At 68.2% G+C, this 20679-nt stretch carries 11 protein-coding genes; 2 read left to right on the forward strand and 9 right to left on the reverse strand.

Going from position 1 to position 20679, the window contains the following annotated elements:
* Positions 1–1446 (forward strand): GGDEF domain-containing protein, encoded by a 1446-nt coding sequence (locus PFX98_RS09970; protein ID WP_285235049.1) that lies wholly within the window; start codon positions 1–3, stop codon positions 1444–1446.
* Between the two features lie 9 nt (positions 1447–1455).
* Here the strand turns inward: PFX98_RS09970 and PFX98_RS09975 are convergent, their stop codons facing one another.
* The 4 genes from PFX98_RS09975 to PFX98_RS09990 form a co-directional block, all read right to left on the reverse strand.
* Positions 1456–4569 (reverse strand): efflux RND transporter permease subunit, encoded by a 3114-nt coding sequence (locus tag PFX98_RS09975; protein WP_285235050.1) that lies wholly within the window; start codon positions 4567–4569, stop codon positions 1456–1458.
* Positions 4566–5816, reverse strand: coding sequence for an efflux RND transporter periplasmic adaptor subunit (locus tag PFX98_RS09980; protein WP_285235051.1), 1251 nt, complete (start codon positions 5814–5816; stop codon positions 4566–4568). The genes PFX98_RS09975 and PFX98_RS09980 overlap by 4 nt, the downstream gene beginning before the upstream one ends.
* Before the next feature lie 97 nt (positions 5817–5913).
* Positions 5914–6822 (reverse strand): pseudouridine-5'-phosphate glycosidase, encoded by a 909-nt coding sequence (locus tag PFX98_RS09985; protein ID WP_285235052.1) that lies wholly within the window; start codon positions 6820–6822, stop codon positions 5914–5916.
* Positions 6815–7900, reverse strand: coding sequence for a carbohydrate kinase family protein (locus PFX98_RS09990; RefSeq protein ID WP_285235053.1), 1086 nt, complete (start codon positions 7898–7900; stop codon positions 6815–6817). The genes PFX98_RS09985 and PFX98_RS09990 overlap by 8 nt, the downstream gene beginning before the upstream one ends.
* A gap of 158 nt (positions 7901–8058) precedes the next feature.
* On the opposite strand from PFX98_RS09990, the gene PFX98_RS09995 reads away from it, so the two are divergent.
* Entirely contained in the window at positions 8059–9795 is a 1737-nt protein-coding gene (locus PFX98_RS09995) for a sensor domain-containing protein (RefSeq protein WP_285235054.1), read from the forward strand.
* 77 nt (positions 9796–9872) lie between these two features.
* On the opposite strand, the gene PFX98_RS10000 is transcribed toward PFX98_RS09995, so the two are convergent.
* From PFX98_RS10000 to PFX98_RS10020, 5 genes are read right to left on the reverse strand one after another with little or no spacing between them, the layout of a single operon-like run.
* Complete coding sequence (locus tag PFX98_RS10000; protein ID WP_285235055.1) at positions 9873–11414, reverse strand: sensor domain-containing diguanylate cyclase; 1542 nt, start codon at positions 11412–11414, stop codon at positions 9873–9875.
* Positions 11415–11453: 39 nt separating this feature from the next.
* A complete protein-coding gene (locus PFX98_RS10005; RefSeq protein ID WP_285235056.1) occupies positions 11454–14075 on the reverse strand; it encodes a diguanylate cyclase domain-containing protein in 2622 nt (873 codons plus the stop codon).
* A complete protein-coding gene (locus PFX98_RS10010; RefSeq protein ID WP_285235057.1) occupies positions 14072–15595 on the reverse strand; it encodes a PAS domain-containing protein in 1524 nt (507 codons plus the stop codon). The genes PFX98_RS10005 and PFX98_RS10010 overlap by 4 nt, the downstream gene beginning before the upstream one ends.
* Positions 15592–18507, reverse strand: coding sequence for a bifunctional diguanylate cyclase/phosphodiesterase (locus PFX98_RS10015; protein WP_285235058.1), 2916 nt, complete (start codon positions 18505–18507; stop codon positions 15592–15594). Before PFX98_RS10015 ends, PFX98_RS10010 begins: the two co-directional genes overlap by 4 nt.
* Positions 18508–18534: 27 nt before the next feature.
* The gene (locus PFX98_RS10020) at positions 18535–20667 is read right to left on the reverse strand and encodes a putative bifunctional diguanylate cyclase/phosphodiesterase (protein WP_285235059.1); all 2133 of its coding nucleotides are present in this window, start codon (positions 20665–20667) and stop codon (positions 18535–18537) included.
* Positions 20668–20679 lie beyond the last annotated feature (12 nt).

A 20679-nucleotide genomic window follows, 5' to 3' on the forward strand; every position in this document is an offset into this window, starting at 1 on the left:
ATGCTGATACGCACCAAGCTCGCCCTGCATCTCTCGCTCCAGGTGGTCTTGGTCGGCGCCATGATGGCGGCGCTGCTGCATCTGGCGATGTCCTACAAACACCTGGGCGAGGTGCAGGCGCGCCGCCTGGAGGCGCGCGAGCTGGCCGGCGAGATGCAGAAGTCCTCCGACGATCTGACGCTGATGGCGCGCCTGTTCGTGGTGACGCGCGAGCCCCGCTATGCCGAGTACTTCCGCGAGATCTCGCGCATGCGCGACGGCCTGGTGGCGCGCCCGCCGCATGACGACGGCTTTTACTGGGACATGGTGCTGGCCGAGCCGGGCCTGCGTCAGGCGCGCGGCCAGGGGCGTGAGAGCTCGCTGAGCGAGCGCATCCGCCAGGCCGGGTTCGCCGCCGACGAGCTGGCGCTGCTGGACGCCGCCAAGCGGCGCTCCGACGCGCTGCTGGCGGTGGAGGAGCAGGCCATCGGTATGGTGGACACGCGCGGCTCGGCGCAAAGCCTCAGCGACGAGGAATGGCGCCAGGCGCTGGAGCTGGTGCATGGCGCGGCCTACCGCCAAGCCAAGGCCGAGATCATGCGGCCGTTGCGCGAATTCCATCAGCTGCTGGAGCAGCGCCTGAGCGCGCAGCGCGAGGCCACCGAACAGCAGATCAGCTGGGCCATCTGGCTGGCCGCGGGCGTGGCCATGGTGCTGTTCCTGCATGCGCTGCTGCTGTTCTACAACTTCGACCGCTCGGTGCGGCATCCGCTCGAGGTGCTGCGGCGCTGGGCGCAGGCGGTGCGGGTGGGCCGGCATGGCAGCCGCACCAAGCTGCAGGACAGTTCCGAGTTTGGCGAGCTCTCGGCGGTGATCGACGAGATGGCCGAGTCGGTGGAGCGCAGCCTGGCCGAGCTGAAGGACGAGGTGGCCAAGCGCACGCGCGCCGAGGAGGTGGTGCGGCATCTGGCCAACCACGACGCGCTCACCGGCCTGCCCTCGCTGCGGCTGCTGCACGACCGCCTGGATCGCGCCCTCGCCCATGCCCAGCGGCACCAGCAGGGCCTGGCGCTGATGTTCGTGGACCTGAACGGCTTCAAGCCGGTGAACGACCGCTACGGCCATGAGAGCGGCGACGTGGTGCTGAAGGCGATGGCGCAGCGCCTCGCCGCCGGCCTGCGCGATGCCGACACGGTGGGCCGCGTGGGCGGCGACGAATTCCTCATCATCCTGCCCGAGGTGGCCAGCCATGAGGCCGCGGCCCTGGTGCGCGAGAAGCTGGTGGCGGCGCTGGCCGCGCCGGTGTTCCTGGCTCAGCACCATGTGGCGGTGCATGTCAGCGCCGCCATGGGCATCGCCATCTTCCCCGACGACGCGCGCGACATGCAGGACCTGCTGCGCGCCGCCGATCAGGACATGTACAAGGTCAAGGCCGAGATGCAGAAGGCCCCGGCGAGTCCGGGCTAGTCAACTCGCCTAACCCGCTGCATGCTCGGTCATGCGCGTGGCCTTGACCTCGCGCATGTCCGGCCCCTTGCCGCTGTAGCGGTCCAGCGCCAGATAGATCACCGGCGTGATGTAGAGCGTCACCGCCTGCGAGACGATCAGGCCGCCCACCACCGCCAGGCCGAGGGGCTGGCGCAGCTCGGCGCCGGCGCCCAGGCCCAGCGCGATCGGCAGGGCGCCCATCAGCGCCGCCAGCGTGGTCATCATGATGGGGCGGAAGCGCAGGATGCAGGCCTCGCGGATGGCGGCCTGCGGGCTCATGCCGCCATTGCGCTGCGCGTCCAGCGCGAAGTCGATCATCATGATGGCGTTCTTCTTCACGATGCCGATCAGCATCACGATGCCGATGGTGGCAATCACCGTCAGCTCGACGCTGAAGAGCTGCAGCGTCAGCAGCGCGCCCACCGCCGCCGAGGGCAGGCCGGCCAGGATGGTGATGGGGTGGATATAGCTCTCGTAGAGCACGCCCAGCAGCACATAGATGACCGCCAGTGCCAGTGCGATCAGCAGCAGCTGGCCACCCTGCGAGTCCTGGAACACCGCCGCATCGCCGCCATAGCTGGTGATCACGCTGGCCGGGAAGCGCAGCTCCTTCACATAACCATCCAGCCTGGCGGTGGCGTCGCCCAGCGGCACATCGGGCGCCAGGTTGAAGGACAGCGTGATCGCCTGCAACTGGCCCTGGTGGTTGATGGCGGTGGGCCCGAGGCCGCGCCGCACCGTGGCAAAGGCGGTGAGCGGCACCTGGGCGTTGTTCTTGCCGCGCAGATAGATCTTGTTGAAGGCGTCCTCGCTGAGGCGGTCGCCCTCGCTGGCCTCCATGATCACCTGGTAGGTGTTGCTCTCGGCGTAGATGCTGGAGATCTGGCGCTCGCCGAAGGCGTCGTAGAGCGCGCTGCGCAGGTCCTGCATCTGCACGCCCAGCATGGCGGCGCGCTCGCGGTCGATGATGAGGTTGGCCTCCAGGCCGCGCAGCTGCGAGTCGCTGGTGACGTCGCGGAACAGCGCGTCGCCGCGCAGCTTTTCCTGCAGCTTGACCGCCCATTGGTTGAGCTCGCCCGCGGCCACCGACTGCAAGGTGTACTGGTAGCGGCTCTTGCTCTGGCGGCCGCCCAGCTGCAGGTTCTGCACCGGGCGCAGGTAGACGGCGATGCCGGGCAGGCCGCGCAGCTTCTTGCGCAGGCTCTCCAGCACCTGGGGCATGGGCGGGCGCTCGCCGCGCGGCTTCAGGTTGATGAACATGCGGCCGGTGTTGCTGGCGTTGCCGCCGCCACCGCCCTGGCCCACCGCGGCCGCCACACTGGCCACCGCGGGGTCGGACTTCACCAGCGCGGCCGCCTGCTCCTGCAGCACCGTCATGGCGTTGAAGCTGATGTCCTCGCTGGCCTCGGTGCTGGCCTGGATCTGGCCGATGTCTTCCTCGGGGAAGAAGCCCTTGGGGATGGCGTTGTAGAACCAGACGGTGGCGGCAAAGCTGGCCAGCGCTAGGCCCAGGATCCAGCTGCGGTGGCGCAGCGCCCAGTCGAGGCTGCGCGTGTAGGCGCCCAGCACCGCATGGAAGCCGGCCTCGAAGCTGCGCCCCAGCGCGTTCTCCTGCACATGGTGGTGCGGCTTGAGGAAGCGGCTGCACAGCATCGGCACCAGGCTCAGCGAGACGCCGGCCGAGACCAGGATGGAGAGCGACACCACCACCGCGAACTCATGGAACAGCAGGCCGATCACCCCCGGCATGAAGAAGATCGGGATCAGCACCGCCACCAGCGAGATCGAGATCGACATGATGGTGAAGGCCATTTCGCGCGCGCCGCGTATCGCCGCGGCGAAGGGCTCCATGCCGTCCTCCACATGGCGCACGATGTTCTCCAGCATCACGATGGCATCGTCCACCACCAGGCCCACCGCCAGCGTGATGCCCAGCAGCGAGATGTTGTCGAGGCTGTAGCCCAGCGCGAACAGCAGGGTGAGGGCGCCGATCAGCGAGATCGGCAGCGACAGCGTGGGGATCAGCGTGGCGACGGCGCGGCGCAGGAAGATGAAGATCACCAGCACCACCAGGGCCACCGTCAGCGCGAGCGTGAAATAGACGTCGTGCAGCGACTCGCGGATCGAACGCGAGCGGTCGTTCAGCGTGGTCATCTGCACCGACGCGGGCAGCTGGCTGGCAAAGCGCGGCAGCATCGCCTTCACCGCGTCCACCACCTGCACCGTGTTGGCGTCGGGCTGGCGCTGCACCGCCAGCACGATGGAGCGCTCGCCGTTGAAGTTGCTGAAGGACTTGACGGTCTCGTAGCTGTCCTGCACTTCGGCCACGTCGCGCAGGTAGATGGGCGCGCCATTGCGCGAGGCCACCACGATGGTGCCGAACTCGCGCGCGCTCTTGAGCTGCTTGTTGGCCTGGATGGTGAGGGTCTGGCGCGAGCCGTCCAGCACGCCTACCGGGGTGTTCGCATTCGCGCCCTTGATGGCGGCCTGCAGCTCCTCCAGCGTGATGTTGCGCTGGTTCAGGTCCTCGGTGCGCACGCGGATGCGCACCGCATAGCGCTTCTGGCCGAAGATCGAGACCTGGGCCACGCCGTTGATGGTGGAGAGGCTGGGGGTGATGAGGTTCTCGGCAAAGTCGTTCAGGTCCGAGAGATTCATCGAAGGCGAGGTCAGCGCCACCAGCAGCACCGGCGCATCGGCCGGATTCACCTTGCGGTAGGAGGGCGGCGAGGTCATCTCGGCCGGCAGCGCGCGCAGCGAGCGGAACAGCGCCGCCTGCACGTCCAGCGCCGCGGCATCGATATTGCGCGAGGGGTCGAACTCGATCGTCAGCGAGGTCGAGCCGAGGATGTTGGTGGACGAGATCGTCGTCACGCCGGCGATGGTGGAGAACTGCTTCTCCAGCGGCAGCGCCACCGAGGACGACATGGTCTCGGGGCTGGCGCCTGGCAGGCTGGCCTGCACATTGATGACCGGCGTGTTGTAGGAGGGCAGGGCGGCCACCGGGATCTTGCCCCAGGCGGCCAGGCCGGCGATCACCAGCGCGATGTTCAGCAGCACGGTCATCACCGGCCGCCGGATGAAGAGCTCGGTGAGATTCATGCCTTGGCTCCGGACGCGGCATCGGAGGCCTTCTTGGCCGGGGCCGCGGGATTCACCGCCGCCGCCTGCTCCTTCACCGGCGTGCCCGGGCGCAGGTTCTGCTTGCCGTCCAGCACCACGGTGGCGCCGGCGTCAATGCCTTCCACCACCGCCAGCTCGCCGAAGGGGTAGCGCAGCTGTACCGGCTTGAGTTGCGCGGTCTTGTCGGCATCCACCACATAGACCGAGCGCTCGTTGCCGCGCAGGATGATGGCGGCCTGCGGGATCACCACTGCGTCCTTGATGCTGCGCAGCGTCATGCGGATGCGCACATACTGGCCGGGCCAGAGCGTCTCGCCGGCGTTCTCGAAGTCGGCGCGCACCTTGATCGTGCCGGTGCTGGCGTCGACCAGGTTGTCCACAAAGCTGACGCGCCCCAGCACCTTGGCCTCGGGCGCGCCGCTGCGCGCCGCACCGGGCATCAGCACCTGGGCCTCCAGGGCCGCCGTCTCGCCCTTGCCCTGGCGGGTGGCGGCCAGCAGCGGCGCGAGCTGGGTCTCGGGCACGTTGAAGCTCACGCCGATGGGGTTGATCTGCGCGATGCTCACCAGCGGCACGGCGGCCGCGCTGGCCTGCACCAGGCTGCCCGCCACCACGCTGACGATGCCGGCGCGGCCGGACAGCGGCGCGCGCACCTCGTTGTAGCTGAGCGCCACCTGGGCCGACTGCAGCGCGGCCTCGTCGGCCTGCAGCTGGGCGCGCTGGCCTTCCAGATTGGCCAGCGCGGTATCGACCGCGTTCTGCGCCACGAAGTTCTGCGCCAGCAGCTCGCGGGCGCGCTGGTACTGGCGCTCCAGGTCGGCCATGCTGGCGCGGCTGCGCGCCGCCTGAGCACGCGCCTTCTCGAGGTTGGCGCGGTCGGCGCGGTCGTCGAAGCGGAACAGCAGCGCGCCCTTGCGCACCGTCTGGCCGTCCTTCACCAGCACCTCGCGCACGGTGCTGGTGGTCTGGGCGCGCAGGTCCACATTGCTGAGCGCGGTGACCGTGCCGCTGGCCTCCAGGGTCACGGGCACGTCCTGGCGCAGGGCCTTCACCACGCCCACGGCCTGCGGGGCGGCGCCCTTGCCGGCGCCGGACGCCGCGGAAGCCGCCGGCGCGGCCGTGCCGTCCTTCGCCCCCCCGCCCGCCTGCTGTTGTTTCCACCACCAGCCGCCGGCGGCGATGGCTAGGACAAGGGCGGTGAGGGCGATGGACTTGCTGCTGCGCATGCTGGTGTCGGGCTCGGCTGAAGGGGCCGCCCAGCTTAGCCGGTTCCACCGCCGGCGGTGTTTCGCTTCGGTGAACGGGCGCAGCGGCGTGCGCACTTCACACTTGCAGCGCACGCGCCAGCCGCGCCCCCGCCACCGCGTTGTGCTTCACCAGGGCGATATTGGTGGCCAGGCTGCGCCCCGCGGTGAGGGCCTTGATGCGTGCGAGCAGAAAGGGCGTGACGGCCTTGCCGGCGATGCCCTGGGCGGCCGCCTCCTGCAGGGCCTGCGCGGTGATGGCAGCGATCTCGGCGCGCGGCATGGCCTCGGCCGCCGGCACCGGATTGCTGATCACCACGCCACCGCTCAGGCCCAGCGCCCACTTGGTCTTCAGAAAGCGCGCCTGCTCGGCCGGGCTGTCGAGGCGGAAGTCCGCCTTGAAGCCGCTGTCGGGCGTGTAGAAGGCGGCGAAATTGTCCTGGCCGATGGACAGCACCGGCACGCCATGGGTTTCCAGGTACTCGAGCGTCAGGCCGATGTCCAGAATGCTCTTGGCACCGGCGCACACCACCGCCACCGAGCTGCGCGCCAGCTCCTGCAGATCGGCCGAGATGTCGAAGCTGGTCTCGGCGCCGCGGTGCACGCCGCCGATGCCGCCGGTCACGAACACCCGGATCTCGGCCAGCGCGGCGCAGATCATGGTGGCGGCCACGGTGGTGGCGCCGATCTTGCCGCTCGCGATCACATAGGGCAGGTCGCGCCGGCTCACCTTCATGGCCTCGGGCGACTGGCCCAGCAGCTCCAGCTCGGCGTCGGCGAGGCCGATGCGGATCTTGCCGCCCAGGATCGCGATGGTGGCCGGCACCGCGCCCTCGGCGCGTATCAGGGCCTCCACCTCGCGCGCGGTCTGCACGTTCTGCGGGTGGGGCATGCCATGCGAAATGATGGTGGACTCCAGCGCCACGATGGGCAGGCCGGCGCGGCGGGCGGCGGCCACTTCGGCCGAGAACTCGAGGTATTCATGCATGGGATAGAAACTCCGGCGTCAGGTCGGGGTGGACGGTATGTTCGGTCTGCAGGGTCAGGGCGGCGAGCCTGAGGCCCAGGCGGCAGGCCGCCGTCAGGTCTTCGGGAGCGTGGTGCAGGGCGGCGCAGACACCGGCGGCAAAGGCGTCGCCGGCACCGGTGACGTCGGCCACTGGCACGGCCGCGGCCGCCATGGTCTGCAGGTCGCCGCCCTGCTCGGCCAGGCGCAGGCCGGCGGCGCCATCGGTCACCACCAGGCGCTGCAGGCCGCGCGCGCGCAGCTGTTCGAGGGCGCGCTGCCAGGCGCGCTCGCTGCCCAGGCGCAGGCCGCTGAGGGTCTGCAATTCGTCGCGGTTCAGGATCAGCAGGTCCAGGCCTTGCAGATCCTCGGGCAGGCGCTCCATCTTGGGCTGGGAGACCGCCACCGCGCTGAGGCGCTGGCCGCTGGTGCGCGCCTCCTCGATCAGCAGCTGCACGCTGGCGGCTGGCAGGTTCAGGTCAAGCACCAGGCTGCCGGCCTGTGCGCGCTGGGCCGCGCACAGGCGCAGGAAGTCGGGCGTGATGCGCTCGACCAGCTCCATATGCGCGAGCGCCAGCACCAGCTCGCCGGACAGATCCAGCACCGCCGTGTAGCTGCCGGTGTGGGCGTCGGCGGCCTGCAGGCTGCCGCCGGTCTGTGCGCCCAGCTGTTGCAGCTGGCCCAGCAGGCCGCGCCCGGCCGGGTCGTCGCCCACGGCGGTGAGCAGATGCACCGGCAGGCCCAGCCGCGCCAGGTTCTCGGCCACATTGCGCGCCACCCCGCCCGGGGTCTCGCGCAGGGCCGCTGGGTTGGAGGTGCGCATTTGCAGCGGCGCCAGGCTGCGCAGCTTGCGGTCCACATTGCTGCCGCCTATACACACGATGGGGCGCGCCTGAGGCAGCACATAGGCGCGCCCGAGGATGCGGCGCTCCCGCGTGAGGGCCGCGATATGCCCGGCCACCGCCGAGCGCGACAGCCCCAGCTGCTGGGCCAGATCCTGCTGGCTCACATAGGGGTTGGCGCGCAGCAGCGCGTAAAGCTGTTCTTTCTTGCTGTCCATCGCGGCATTCTAAAACAATTGTCCGTCCGTGAGGACAAGTGTCCTTGTCGCCTTCTCAGGGGCAGCCAAGCCGGCCGGATCGGACTAGAGTCAGCAAGTCAGGGAGCTTGCGGCGCAAAGACCGTCTGCCTTGGAGACCTCAGGTGCACCAGGATGCCGTGCTTGCCGATTTGCATGCGCCGCCCGCCGAGCCGCAGGGCGCCTGCGATTTCCAGCTGCTGTTCAACACGCTGCCGGGGCTCTACCTGGTGCTGGATCCGGCGCTGCGCATCCTGGCCGCGACCGACGCCTATTTGCGCGCCACGCTGACGCAGCGCGAGGCGGTGATCGGGCGCGCGCTGTTCGAGGTGTTTCCGGACAACCCCGACGATCCCATGGCCGACGGCGTGCGCAATCTGCGCGCCTCGCTGGAGCGGGTGCAGCAGCGCCTTGAGCCCGACCGCATGGCGGTGCAGCGCTACGACATCCGGCTGCCCGACGGCAGCGGCTTCGAGGAGCGCTATTGGCAGCCGCTGAACCTGCCGGTGCTGGGCCCGGACGGCGCGCTGGCCTGCATCGTCCACAAGGTGGAGGACGTGACCGAGGCACAGCGGCGCAGCCGCGAGGTGGCCGCGATCAACAGCCGGCTGCGCCAGGCCGAGCAGGGCTTGCAGGAGTTCGCCGCCATCATCGAGTCCTCCACCGATGCCATCCTCAGCGAGCGGCTGGATGGCGTGATCGTGAGCTGGAACCATGGCGCCGAGCGCATGTTCGGCTACAGCGCCGCCGAGGCCATCGGCCGGCCCAGCGCGATGCTGCTGCCGCCCGATCGCGGCGAGGAGCAGTCGCAGCTGCTGGCGCGGGTGGCGCGCGGCGAGTGGGTGGCGCATTTCCAGACCGTCAGGCTGGCCAAGGATGGCCGCCTGCCGGACATCGCCGCCACCATCTCGCCGATGCTCAACGAACATGGCCAGGTGGTGGGCGCCTCCACGATCGCGCGCGACATCAGCAATGCCAAGCGCGCCGAGCGCATGCTGCGCGAGAGCGAGGCGCGCATGAAGGAGCTGTTCGAGAACCTCAGCAGCGGGGTGGCGATCTTCCGCGCCCTGCCCGATGGCCGGGACTTCCAGCTGATCGGCTTCAACCGCACGGCCGAGCGCATCGAGAACGCCAGCGAGGCCCAGGTGATGGGGAAGCTGGTGCAGCAGGTCTACCCGGGCCAGATCGGCCAGGCGCTGCTGGAGGCCCTGCGTCAGGTCTGGCGCAGCGGCCAGGCGCAGCAGGCGCCGGTCTCGCTGCGCGGCGAGGACGGGCAGATCGCCGGCTGGCGCGCCAACTACATCTGCAAGCTCTCGCTGGGCGAGCTGGCGGTCATCTACGACGACCTCACCGCCGAGAAGCAGGCCGAGGAGCGCATGCTGCAGCGCGCCCATTACGACGCGCTCACCGGCCTGCCGAACCGCACCCTGCTGACCGACCGTGTGCAGCAGGCCCTGGTGGCGGCCAAGCGCGGCAAGGCGCGGCTGGCCGTGCTGTTCGTCGACCTCGACCGCTTCAAGCCCGTCAACGACGAGCTGGGGCATGGCGTGGGCGACCAGCTGCTGTGCGAGGTGGCGCTGCGCATGCGGCGCTGCCTGCGCGAGTCCGACACCGTGGCGCGCGTCGGCGGCGACGAGTTCGTGGTGCTGCTGCCCCAGGTGGCCAGCGGCGCCGATGCCCTGGCGGTGGCCGAGAAGATCCTCTATGCGCTGAACCAGGACTTCGAGCTCGCCGGGCGGCGCGTCAACATCGGCGCCAGCATCGGCGTGGCGCAATATCCCGAGCATGGCGGTAGCGAGGAGCTGCTGGCCAAGAACGCCGACGCGGCCATGTACCGGGCCAAGAACGAGGGGCGCAACTGCGTGCGCATGGCCTGACGCTGCATGGCCGCAAATCCTTGTGCGGTCCGCAGAGTGGCAGAGCGGCGCTCGATGCGTAAGCGCATCGGCAGCGTTCATGTTGCTGCCCGGATATTGTTGCGCCCGCCCTGCTTGGCTTCGTAGAGCAGTTCGTCGGCGCGCTTGATCGCGGCATCAAGCGGCTCGTCCGCGCGCTTGATCACCAAGCCACCGCTGAGGGTGATTGTTGGCCCGTTGATGTCACCGACATGGATGAGTTGCGCATGCGCACGTAGGCGCTCGGCAGAGGCCAGCGCCTGATCGCTGCTTGCAAGCGGCAGAAGCAGCACGAACTCCTCGCCGCCCCAGCGACAGACCAGATCCGAACTGCGCTTGGTACTTCGCAGCGCTGTGCCCAGGTCCTTCAGCACGGTGTCGCCCACCGCATGGCCATGGCTGTCATTGATCTTCTTGAAGAAGTCGATGTCCATGATCAGCACAGCGAGGACCAACTGTTGCCGCTGCGCCAAGGCCAGCAGGCCTTCGGCCTTCTCATAGAAGCCGCGTCGATTCAAAGCCTGTGTAAGCGGGTCGGTACGCATCAGAAGCTTGGCCTGAATCAGGGCTGCGCGTAAGCGCACGGCCATCATGGCCAGCAAGCCGAACAGCAGCACCATCAGCCAGGCCGAGCCGCTTTCCCGTGCCGCTGCCAGATAGAGCTCACGCCTGCGGAGGCGATGCACCAGCCAGAGCTCATCGTCGATGACGCTGCTGCTCAGCCAAAGATCACCACCATCGTCAGCGTTCCAATCAATCAGCTTGTGGCTCAGCGGCGGATGCAGGCGCATCCCCGGCGCGAATCCGCTTTGCTTGGCGATCAGACGCTGGTCGCCGCTGACCATCATGGTCTCGCCCAGTGATCTGCCGACATTGGCCAATTGCTCCAGGGTGTTGATGCGCAGATCGACCGCCACCACGCCCAGCATGTGTTCGGCCGCGTAGACGGGTTCGGCAAACGTCACGATCCAGCCCTGACCGGCCAGATCCTGGTATGGCCCCTTCAGAATCATGCGACGCGCGGGATTGCGCGTCGGGCTCGACGCCTCCCAGTAGCCGCGTTCGTAGAGGGCGTCGCTGAAATGGAAGCTGCCAACTTTGCCGTGTGGCGCGATGTAGATGAAGCGCTGGGCCGAGAGGTAATAGAGCCAGGCCAGATCTGCGTCGTACTGAAGCGCTGCCTTGATCTGCGCATCCATTGCCATGGCGGCCGCGAGCTCGCGGCTTTGTTCGTTGCTCAGCGGAAGGGGGGCGCTGCCGCTGGCGATGCCCGCCGCGTCTGGCTCCGGCAGCAGCGACCAGCTGTCTTGCCCGGCGTGCCGCTCGGCGTTGGGCGCCGGGCTGGGCTGCACGGCGCCCGTGGCATAGCGCTCCTGCATCAGCTTGCGCATCACGGTGACACGGTCGCGATGCAGGGCGACAAACTTGGCAAGCAGCGCGCTGCGACTCGCGAAGGTGCTCTCAGCCTCGGCGCGCAACTGCTCCAGATGGTGGACGAAGGTCGTCGCGCAGATCGTCGCCATGATCAAGCCCGACAGAGCGAGCCAGACGAGGGCGTGATGGCGCAGTTTCAAGGTGGACGGCAGCAGGCTCGGTGGCATGGGCGTGTATGTGTCGACTGGTGGCTTCCCGGCGCGCGCTCATGCGCGGCATTCGAGGCAGTAGCCGTTGCGGCCGGCCCGCTTGGCCCGGTAGAGCAGGGCGTCGGCTGCGCGTATCACCTCGTCGGCCTGCAGGTCCAGGCCGCCGTTCCAGACCAGCGCGCCGACGCTTGTCGTGACCTGTACCGCCCGATCCTCCAGTTGGAAGGGAGGGCGCATGGCACTGACCAGATTCTGCGCGATCAACTCTGCATCGGCGACCTGATCGAGCTGCTCGACAACGATGATGAATTCGTCGCCGCCCAGACGCGCTATCGCATCCTCGCTGCGCAGGGTTCGCGACAGGCGGCCTGAGAAACCGCGCAGCAGCAGGTCACCCACCTGGTGACCCAGGCTGTCGTTGATGGATTTGAAGCGATCGATGTCGAGGTAGAAAAGCGCCATGCCGCGCTTGCTGAACCTGCCGCGATGCAGGGCCTGCGTCAGCGCCAGTTCGAAACCACTGCGGTTGAGCAGGCCGGTCAGTGCGTCGGTCTGGGTCAGCCGGTGTAGTCGCCGCTCCTCCAGCTTCTGGCCGGTCGCGTCGGCGACCACGATGACCATGCCTATGGGGGCCTGCTGGTCGGCCGCAAACTCTGGCAGGAAGCGCGTCTGCCAGCACGCATAGCCACGAGCGGTGGTCTTCTCGACTTCGAGGCTGCCGACCTGGCCGCCAAGTGCACGCTCGACGTGCGGAATGATCTCGGCGTAGTCCGCGCCACCCAGCACGTCGGCAAGCCGTTGGCCGTAGGCCTGATCCCGATCCAGTCCCATTAGCTGGGCATAGTTGCGGTTAAGGAAGCGCAGGCGGCGTTCGGTATCGACAAAGGCCACGCCCATCGGCAGGCGGTCGGTGACGCTGCGCAGCCGCGCCTCGCTCTCGCGCAGTCCGGCCTCGGCTGCCTTGATCCGCGAGATATCGCGTAGCACGGTGGAGAAATACTCGATCCGGCCGCGCGAATCGCGATGCACGATCAACATGTGGCTGACCGGAATTTCACGTCCCTGAGCGTCCAGCACCGCGGACTCACCGCTCCAGCTGCCGTTGACCAGGGCCTGCGGCAGGATCTCGCGCAGCCGCTTTTGGTTGGCCCAGTCAGGCATGCTGCGGCTCAGATCCAGCCCGCCCAGCGCCGCACCGTCCGTCAGGCCCATCGTGCGCCTGGCGGCGGTGTTCATGTAGAACAGCCGGCCCAGTCGGTCGTGCTGCATCACCCAGTCGCTGCTGCTCTCGAACACCGCAGCCAGCATGCCTTGCGCCACTTCGCTGGCACGCCGCTGCGTGATGTCCTCCACCGTGCCCACATGGCCGACGATGCGCCCGTTGACACGCATGGGTGCGCTGCGCAGCGAGAGCTCCAGCTCGCGGCCATCGCTGCGGCGTACGCGCTTGATGCCGTCCAGCAGCAGCTCCCGGCGTCGGTCGGAGCGGCATGCCGTGTCGGTGGTGATCGCGTCGGATGCGGTCTCGGGCAGCAGGGCGGTCCAGTCGTCCGGATGGCTGGGTGCGGGAAGGCCGTGGATCTGGCGCCAGGTGTCGTTGACGTAGACGATCTGGCCGTGCAGGTCGCAGCGGAACAAGCCCAGCGGCGCGGCGTCCTGCACCGCCACCAGCTCGGCGGCGAGCTCCCGGTGGGCGGCGCGGGTGCGGTCAATGTCGTTCAGCACGCGCCCTAGCCGGCGAGCCCATGCCAGTGCAAGGCCGCTGAGCAGGCCGCCCGCGAGCAGTGCCGACAGGGCCAGACGATTGAAATACTGCATGGCCCCCATGAGGTCCTGGCTGAGCAACACGCTGACGGGCGCGTGGCGCAGACGCTCGGCGCTGAGGCGGCGCTGGGCGCCGTGATTGATCAGTCCTGCCGAGGTGATCTCGGCGCTTTCCCTGGCGCGCAACTGCAGATAGTCGGGGTGACTGCTGAGGTCGGCGCCCACCAGATTGGGATCGAAGGGCGTGCGCATGATCATCACGCCGTCATCGCGGATCCAGCTGACAGCGCCCGCGGCCTCGGGCAGGAAACGAAGCTGCTGCGCGGCCAGGCGGTCCAGACTCAGCGAGCCGGTGAGCACCTTGACGCCGGCAGCCGGCGCCGACATGCGCAGCGAGATCGGCAGTATCCAGCTCCCGTCGGTGCGGCTCAGCGTGGGCTCGCCGAGTTCCAGACGTTCGGCAGGTCGTTGCAGCAGCCGCTGGAAATAAGGCCTGTCGGTGACGTCGACGTCGGTGGCGGAAGCCGCTGCCAACGGGTAGCGCAGCCGTCCCGCCGCGTCGATGAGGCCAAGCTCCAGCAGTCCACCGCTGGCCCTGCTCATGGCTTGGGCCTGCGCCATGAAGGCCGGGTTACGCTCCGCCCGGACATTAGGCTGACGCTGTAAATGCGCGGCCAGCTCATGCAGCCCGGTATCCAGCAGCAGGAACAACGCATCGCTCTGGCTGGCAACGCTGCCGCGCAACTGGCGCAGATGGCGGGTATCGTCCGCGGCGATCTCCTGTCGCAGCGCTAGCAACAGCCACAGCAGGGCGCCCCACAACAGCAGCACGAAGCACAGCACCGCATACCAGGTGCGGCGGGCCTGGTTCAGCTGCGGCGGAATCCAAGGCTTGGCCGCAACGCTGTCGCTCATGTATCGGCACTCCGGGCGGCCGGTGCTGCCAGCGGCCGCATGAAGCTGATGAAATGCAGCTCATCGCCCTCGGGCATCAATGCGAACGCCAGCTGGACTGGCAGCTCGTGACCGTCCTTGTGCAACGCCCTCACTTCAACGGCTTGCCACGGCACATGGCGCTGTCGCGTCGCCAGGAAGCGTTCGACACCCAGGCGATGCGCCTGGCGCAGGTCAGGGGGCTGCAGGCGCTCGAGAGGCTGGTTCAGCAACTCGTCGGGCTGATAGCCCAGCACGGCCTGCACCGCGGGGTTGCAGTGTCGAATGATGCTGTCGCTATCGATGATCAGGATGGCGTCGCGACTGGTCTCCCAGATGCCGCGCAGGCGCGCTTCGCTGGTGCGCAGCGCCAGGGTGGCCAGTTGTTGCTCATGCACGTCGGTAATGAAGCCGGCCAGGTGCATATGGCCGGTCTCGCTGTCGCGGCGCAACTGTGCGCGGGAGCGTACCCAGCGCCAACCCCCGTCCGCCATGCGCACGCGCAGGGTCAGGTCGCAGGCAGCACCGGTGTCGCGATGGTCTTTGAAGATGGCCAGGGTGCGGTCGCGGTCATGCGGATGGATCAACGCCTGCAAAGCGGCGATATCGCGTGGCATCGCGCCACTGGCGTGGCCCAGCATGCTTTCCATTCGCTCTGAGACGTAGACGGCACGGCCGCTCTGGTCCCAGTCCCAGAAGCCATCGCCGCCGCCGGTCACGGCGTTGCGGAAGCGCTCCTCGCTGGCGCGCAGGGCCTCGGCCTGGCGCCGCGTGCGACGTCCGTTGCGATAGACCAGGCTGGCGCTGCCCAGGCTCAGCAGCACGGCCGCCGCTGCCAGCGCGCTCACGAACACCGTCTTGATGAGGCGCGCGCCTTCGCCCAGCGTGGCCGAGAAACGGACCTCCAGTTTGGTCAGGCGTGTGTCGATCGCGTCGATGCTGTCCAGCTGGCCGTTCAGGCTGTCGTCGCGTTCGCCACGTTGCACCCGTTCGTGCAGTTGCAGGGCCAGACGATTGATCTCATCGATCAGGCGATCGCCCTCGGCCCAGATCCGCAGCGCCTGGCTCATGATCGCCAGCTCGCTGGTCCAGCGATGCAGGCGGACCATGCTGCCGACGTCGGCCATGTCCGAGCCCCCCGCGGCGAGGTGCCGGCCTGCCTCCGCGTCGTCGTGATGGGGGCGTGCCAGGGTCTCGCGGCTGGCGCGATACGCCAGGGTGATGCCGACCGAGTCGCGATAGCGCTGCCAGTCCGCATCGGCGCCGCGACGCGCGTAGTCGTGCAGGGAGCGCACCGCCGCCTTTTGCGCCTTGGTCCAGAGGCTTTCTGCGCCAACATAGGCGCGCGCGCCCGAAAGCAGATCGAAGCCGATGGCGGCCATGGCGGCGAGCGCGAACAGCACTGCGGCGAAGCCCAGACTCAAGGCGTGCGCGCTCAGCAGCCCCTGCGCGGACCCATGGCGTTTGGCGGCGGGCGTCGAAAAATTCTTTGTCCTGCTCATGATTGCTCAAGGGGTTGCAGCAGGTCGGGCAGCTGCTCAACGGGGCCTGGTCGCCTGAACAGATAGCCCTGAAAGGCCTGACAGCCCTGGCTCATAAGAAAGCCCAGCTGTGCTTCGGTCTCCACGCCCTCGGCGACCACGCCCAGGCCGAGATTGTTGGCCAGGGACAGAATGGTGCGGGCGATGGCCGCGTCATTGCGGTTGAGCAGGACATCACGGACGAACGATTTGTCGATCTTGATCTGGTCCAGCGGGAGCTTCTTGAGATAGCTCAGCGAGGAGTAGCCGGTGCCGAAATCATCCAGCGAGAACTGCACGCCCAGCCCGCGCAAGGTGTTCATCTTCGCGACCGTGCCGTCCAGGTCGTCGTGCAGCATGCTTTCGGTCAGCTCCAGGCGCAGACGGGTGGCGTCGGCACCGCTTTCGCGCAGCGCGCGCAGGACCTTGCCGACGAATTCGGCCTCGTGGAACTGGCGCGCGCTGACGTTGACCGCCACGGTCCAGCCACGACGCAGCGGATGGTCCGCCCACTCGTGGATCTGCTGGCAGGCCTGCTCCAGCACCCACTGACCGATGGGCAGCACCAGATTGGTCTGTTCGGCCAGGGGGATGAAGGCGGCCGGTGGCACCATGCCGCGCTGCGGGTGCTGCCAGCGGATCAATGCTTCGACACCGAGGATGCGCTGCGCGCCGTCGACGACGGGCTGGTAGTGCAGCAGCAACTCGTCGCGCTCGAGCGCCAGGCGCAGATCGCGCAGCAGCGAGGCGCGTGCGGTGATGTCGGCCTGCAGCGATGGATCGAAGAAGCGCAGGCAATTGCGGCCATCCGACTTGGCCTTGTAGAGCGCCATATCGGCCTGCTTGAGCAGTTCGTCGGGTTGGTCGTCGAGGCTCCTGAAGAGCACGATGCCGATGCTGGGCGGGGCGCTGACCTTCTGGCCGTTGAGCAGGTGCGGTTGCGCCAGCGCTTCGCGGACCTTCTCGCCGAGGTCGCCGCAGCGGCTCGTAGCGATCTCCAGGTCTGCACCCAGGTCGTCCAGGATGACAACGAATTCGTCCCCACCCAGTCGAGCGACGGTATCGCTTTTGCGCACCGTATGGCACAGGCGCTCGCCAACCTGCCGCAGCAGTTCATCGCCGACCGCATGGCCCAGCGTGTCGTTGACTTCCTTGAAGTTGTCCAGATCCAGCAGCAGCAGTGCGCCGTGGTGGCGACTGCGTGCCACGCTCTGGATGGCGTGCTTGAGCCGGTCGCCCATCAGGCGGCGATTGGGCAAACCGGTCAAGGCATCGTGCAAGGCCATGCGCTGGGCCTCCTGCTCGGCGTTCTTGCGCTCGGTGATATCGGCGCGAATGGCGATGTACTGCACCGGCTTGCCGCTGGTACCCATGAACGGCACGATGGTGGTGTAAACCCAGTAGAGGCTGCCATCCTTGGCGCGATTGCAGATCTCACCGTTCCAGACCTGCCCGCTGGCAATCGTGTGCCACAGCCCTTCGAAGAAGGTTCTGGGGTGGTGGCCGGAGTTGATGATGCGATGGGTTTCCCCAATCAGCTCCTGGCGGCTGTATTTCGAGATGCTGCAGAACTTGTCGTTGACCTGGGTGATGACGCCGCGGGCGTCGGTGATCGCGACGATGGCATGGGCATCCAGCGCCGCTTTGAGCTCGGCCACCTCGCGCAGCGAGTCCATCAGCTGGAGCTGCGTTCGCTCGCGCTCGGTGGTGTCCATCACGATGGCCAGCACGCCCTCGATTTGGCCTTCGGGGTCGTACTCCGGCACGAGCCTGGCGAGGCGGTAGCGCTCGTCGTGACCGTTGTTTCCGGCGTCGACGCGGTAGTCGAACTCGACGCTCTGCCCCTGCAAAGCCTGTTGCAGCTTGGGGCGCACGAGGTTGCGGACCGAGGGCGTCAGGATCTCGTCGACATGGCGGCCCAGCACCTGCCCGGCCGGCTTGTTCAGATAGCGCAGATGCGTGGTGTTGGCATAGCGGTAGCGCAGCTTGAGGTCCATGCGCGCGATGGCCAAGGGTAGGTTGTCCATCAAGGTCTGCAACTCGTTGCGGCTGCGGCGCAGCTCCTGCTGCGACAGCTCCAGTCTTTGATAGGGCTCGCGCAAGCTGGTCAGGAACGTGGCGCGGTAGATGAAGCCATAGGCCATTACCTTGTAGACATGGCCCAGCAGATTGCTGAGGTCGGATGCGGCCTGGTAGCTGGCCAGCGAGAACTCGCCCAGGCCCATCATCCAGCACGCCACGCCCAGCAAGAGGGTGCGTCGTTCGGGCTGGCAATGGTGGGTCCACAGCAGCCAGGCGGCGGCGGCCAGATTGCCCAGACACAGCAAGTACTCGACGGTGGCTTTGAACGGCGTGACGCCTTCGCCCCGCACAAAAGTGGCGGGGAAGAGCTCCAGGTGGTAGCTGCCCAGATAGCCCAGCACGGCCGCCAGCAGGGTGCCGAGCGCCAGCCATGTCAGGCGATAGCCGCGCAGCGGGATGCGGGCCGCGACCAGCGCGACGGTCGCCAACTCGATCAGGCGTCCGCTGAGCCAGAAGAAGATGGCCTTGGAGGTGCTGTTCTCGGTCAGCAGCGTCGGCATGCCCTCGTAGGCCAGGGCATGGATCAGGTCCAGTCCGGCCACCGCGCTGAAGCCGAAGATCAGCAGCTTGTGCGAGGCGCTGAAGGGCGAATGCTCCAGGCTGTGCCAGGCCACCAGCACCACCATCACCGAGACGATCACGGCGAACAGTTCCAGCAGCAGATGCAGGGTGACCATCTGGGGCGATCCGGCCTCACCCAGCGCGACGCGCGGCAGCTGCGACACCACGGCCATCACCACGGCCGCGCCGGCGCAGTAGAAGAGCGCGCGCCGGTCCTGGGCCGGGTCGTCGATGTTGCCTGTGTTGCGCATGTCAAGTCTCCTGCCTGGCCGGGCTGCCTAGCGGGGGCCGGCCATGGCCATGCTAAGGCCGGCAGGCCGCGAGGGGCGGAAGGCGAGGCGGGACGGATCCAGCGCGGCCAGCAGATCCTGCGCCGGCATCGGGCGGGCGATCAGAAAGCCCTGCAGTTGCTCAACACCGCAGGCCACCAGGCACTCCCGCTGCTGTTCCGTTTCCACGCCCTCGGCGACGGTGCGCAAGCCCAGCGAATGCGCCATCTGCAGCGTGGCCTTGACGATGGGGAGGCTGCCGGTCTGCAGCGCCAGCACGAAGCTGCGATCAATCTTCAGCTCGGTGACCGGCAGCCGGTGTAGGTAGCTCAGGCTGGAGTGACCGGTGCCGAAGTCATCGATGGACAAATCCAGGCCCAGCTCGCGCAGGCGCAGCAGCTGCGCCTGCGTGTGTTGCGGCCTCAGCATGGCGGCGGATTCGGTGATCTCCAGGCACAGCCAGCGCGGCGCGACGCCATGCTGGCGCAGCAACTCGGCAATGCTGTCGACCAGATCGGCCTGCTCCAGTTGCTGGGGCGAGAGGTTGATGGACATCTGCAGGTTCAGCCCCATGGCCAGCCAGCGGGCCTGCTGGTCGATGGCCTCGCGCAATACCCACAGGCCGATCGAGCCCATCAGACCATAGCGCTCCGCCACCGGGATGAAGCTGGCTGGGCTGATCCAGCCCTGATCGGCGCGCCGCCAGCGCAGCAGGGCCTCCACGCCCCGTAGCCGGCCGCTGCACGCGTCTACCTTGGGCTGATAGACCAGGCTCAACTCCCGCCGCTCGATCGCCCGGCGCAGCGCGCCCTGCAGCTCCAGCTCCTCGCGTGCATCGCTGAACATATGGGGCTCAAATGCCAGCCAGTCGGCGCCGGCGCGGCGCGCGAAGTCGCAGGCGGTCCTCGCCATCGGCACCAGCTGCAGCAGTTCGCCCGTGGAGTCCGTACGGGCCCTGCCGAGGTGGCAGGCGAGCGAGACCGAGCGACCGTCGAGCTCGTAGGGCTGCAGCAAGGCCTGGCAGAGTTGTTCGGTCCATGGGGCCAGCGCTTCATCTTCACCCGCATGCCTCAGCAGCAGGGCAAACTGCTGGTCGCTGCTGCGGAAGAGCGTCGCCCCGTCGGGCATCTGCAGCTCAATGCGCTGCTTGGCCTGGCGCAGCAGCTCATGGGCCAGCTCGTGGCCCCATGAATCGCAGACTGTCTGGTAGCCCGACATCTCGATCAGCAGCAGGGCGGCTTCGGACTGCTCGGCCTCGACCATCGCAGCCAGCGCGGATTCGAGCGCTGCGCGGTTGGGCAGGCCGGTCGCGGCGTCTAGGTGGACCAACTGCTCCAGCAACTGGGCGCGTGTCTGCAAGGCATGGTTCTGCTGCTGCAGCCGGCTGGCGGTGCGGGCGTCGTTGATGCTGAGCCACAGCGCCGCGGCAAGAATCGAGACGATGAAAAGTGCCACCAGGGCGGTCAGCTCACGCCCGGACAAGGTGCCCTCGGTGCGGCAGATGGTGCCTGGCAGGAAATCCGCTGCGGCCACGCCAACGTAGTGCACCAGGCCCAGCAGCAGACCCAGGGCCACGGCGGCCTGGGCGCGCCGTCGCAGACCCTGACCGCTCGGCGCCGCGAGCAGCCAGCGCTTCAGGCCGCGCGCGGCAATGCCCAGGCCCAGGGCCAGCAGCACCGAGAGCAGCACCAGGCCCGCATGCCAGTTCGGGCCGGGGGTCGTGTCGGCTGCCAGGATGCCGGTGTAGTGCATGCCGCCCAGCGCCAGCGCAAAGCCCAGCAGCCGGGTAGCGTCGAGCGCGCTGGCGGGGCGCCTGGCGCGCCGCAGCGCGCTCAGCAGGGGCGATGCGCCCAGCACCGACAGCAGCAGCGAGGCGAAGGTCTGCGCGCGGTCGAAGCTCAGGGGCGGGCCGGGTTGCCAGCCCAGCATGCCCAGGAAGTGAAATGCCCAGATGCCGCAACCCAGCACCAGACTGCGGCCGATGTGCCAGCGCCTGGCCAGAGCGTCATCGCCGCTCGCCTCGCCGGCCGCCACGTGCGAGCCCATCACGAACACCGTCCACCAGCAGCCGATGGCGATCAGCAGCGATACCAGCACGACCTGGGGGTCGTGCTCCACGAAAAGAAAACGGTACAAGTCCATGATGGGCCTCGC

The organism is Paucibacter sediminis, from assembly GCF_030254645.1.
Taxonomy (GTDB): Bacteria; Pseudomonadota; Gammaproteobacteria; order Burkholderiales; family Burkholderiaceae_C; genus Paucibacter_B; species Paucibacter_B sediminis.

Bases quoted from the DNA above. Each gene is read 5' to 3' on its own strand.
- PFX98_RS09970 (WP_285235049.1), top strand. From the start codon at position 1: ATGCTGATACGCACCAAGCTCGCCCTGCATCTCTCGCTCCAGGTGGTC.
- PFX98_RS09975 (WP_285235050.1), bottom strand. From the start codon at position 4,569: ATGAATCTCACCGAGCTCTTCATCCGGCGGCCGGTGATGACCGTGCTG.
- PFX98_RS09980 (WP_285235051.1), bottom strand. From the start codon at position 5,816: ATGCGCAGCAGCAAGTCCATCGCCCTCACCGCCCTTGTCCTAGCCATC.
- PFX98_RS09985 (WP_285235052.1), bottom strand. From the start codon at position 6,822: ATGCATGAATACCTCGAGTTCTCGGCCGAAGTGGCCGCCGCCCGCCGC.
- PFX98_RS09990 (WP_285235053.1), bottom strand. From the start codon at position 7,900: ATGGACAGCAAGAAAGAACAGCTTTACGCGCTGCTGCGCGCCAACCCC.
- PFX98_RS10000 (WP_285235055.1), bottom strand. From the start codon at position 11,414: ATGCCACCGAGCCTGCTGCCGTCCACCTTGAAACTGCGCCATCACGCC.
- PFX98_RS10005 (WP_285235056.1), bottom strand. From the start codon at position 14,075: ATGAGCGACAGCGTTGCGGCCAAGCCTTGGATTCCGCCGCAGCTGAAC.
- PFX98_RS10010 (WP_285235057.1), bottom strand. From the start codon at position 15,595: ATGAGCAGGACAAAGAATTTTTCGACGCCCGCCGCCAAACGCCATGGG.
- PFX98_RS10015 (WP_285235058.1), bottom strand. From the start codon at position 18,507: ATGCGCAACACAGGCAACATCGACGACCCGGCCCAGGACCGGCGCGCG.
- PFX98_RS10020 (WP_285235059.1), bottom strand. From the start codon at position 20,667: ATGGACTTGTACCGTTTTCTTTTCGTGGAGCACGACCCCCAGGTCGTG.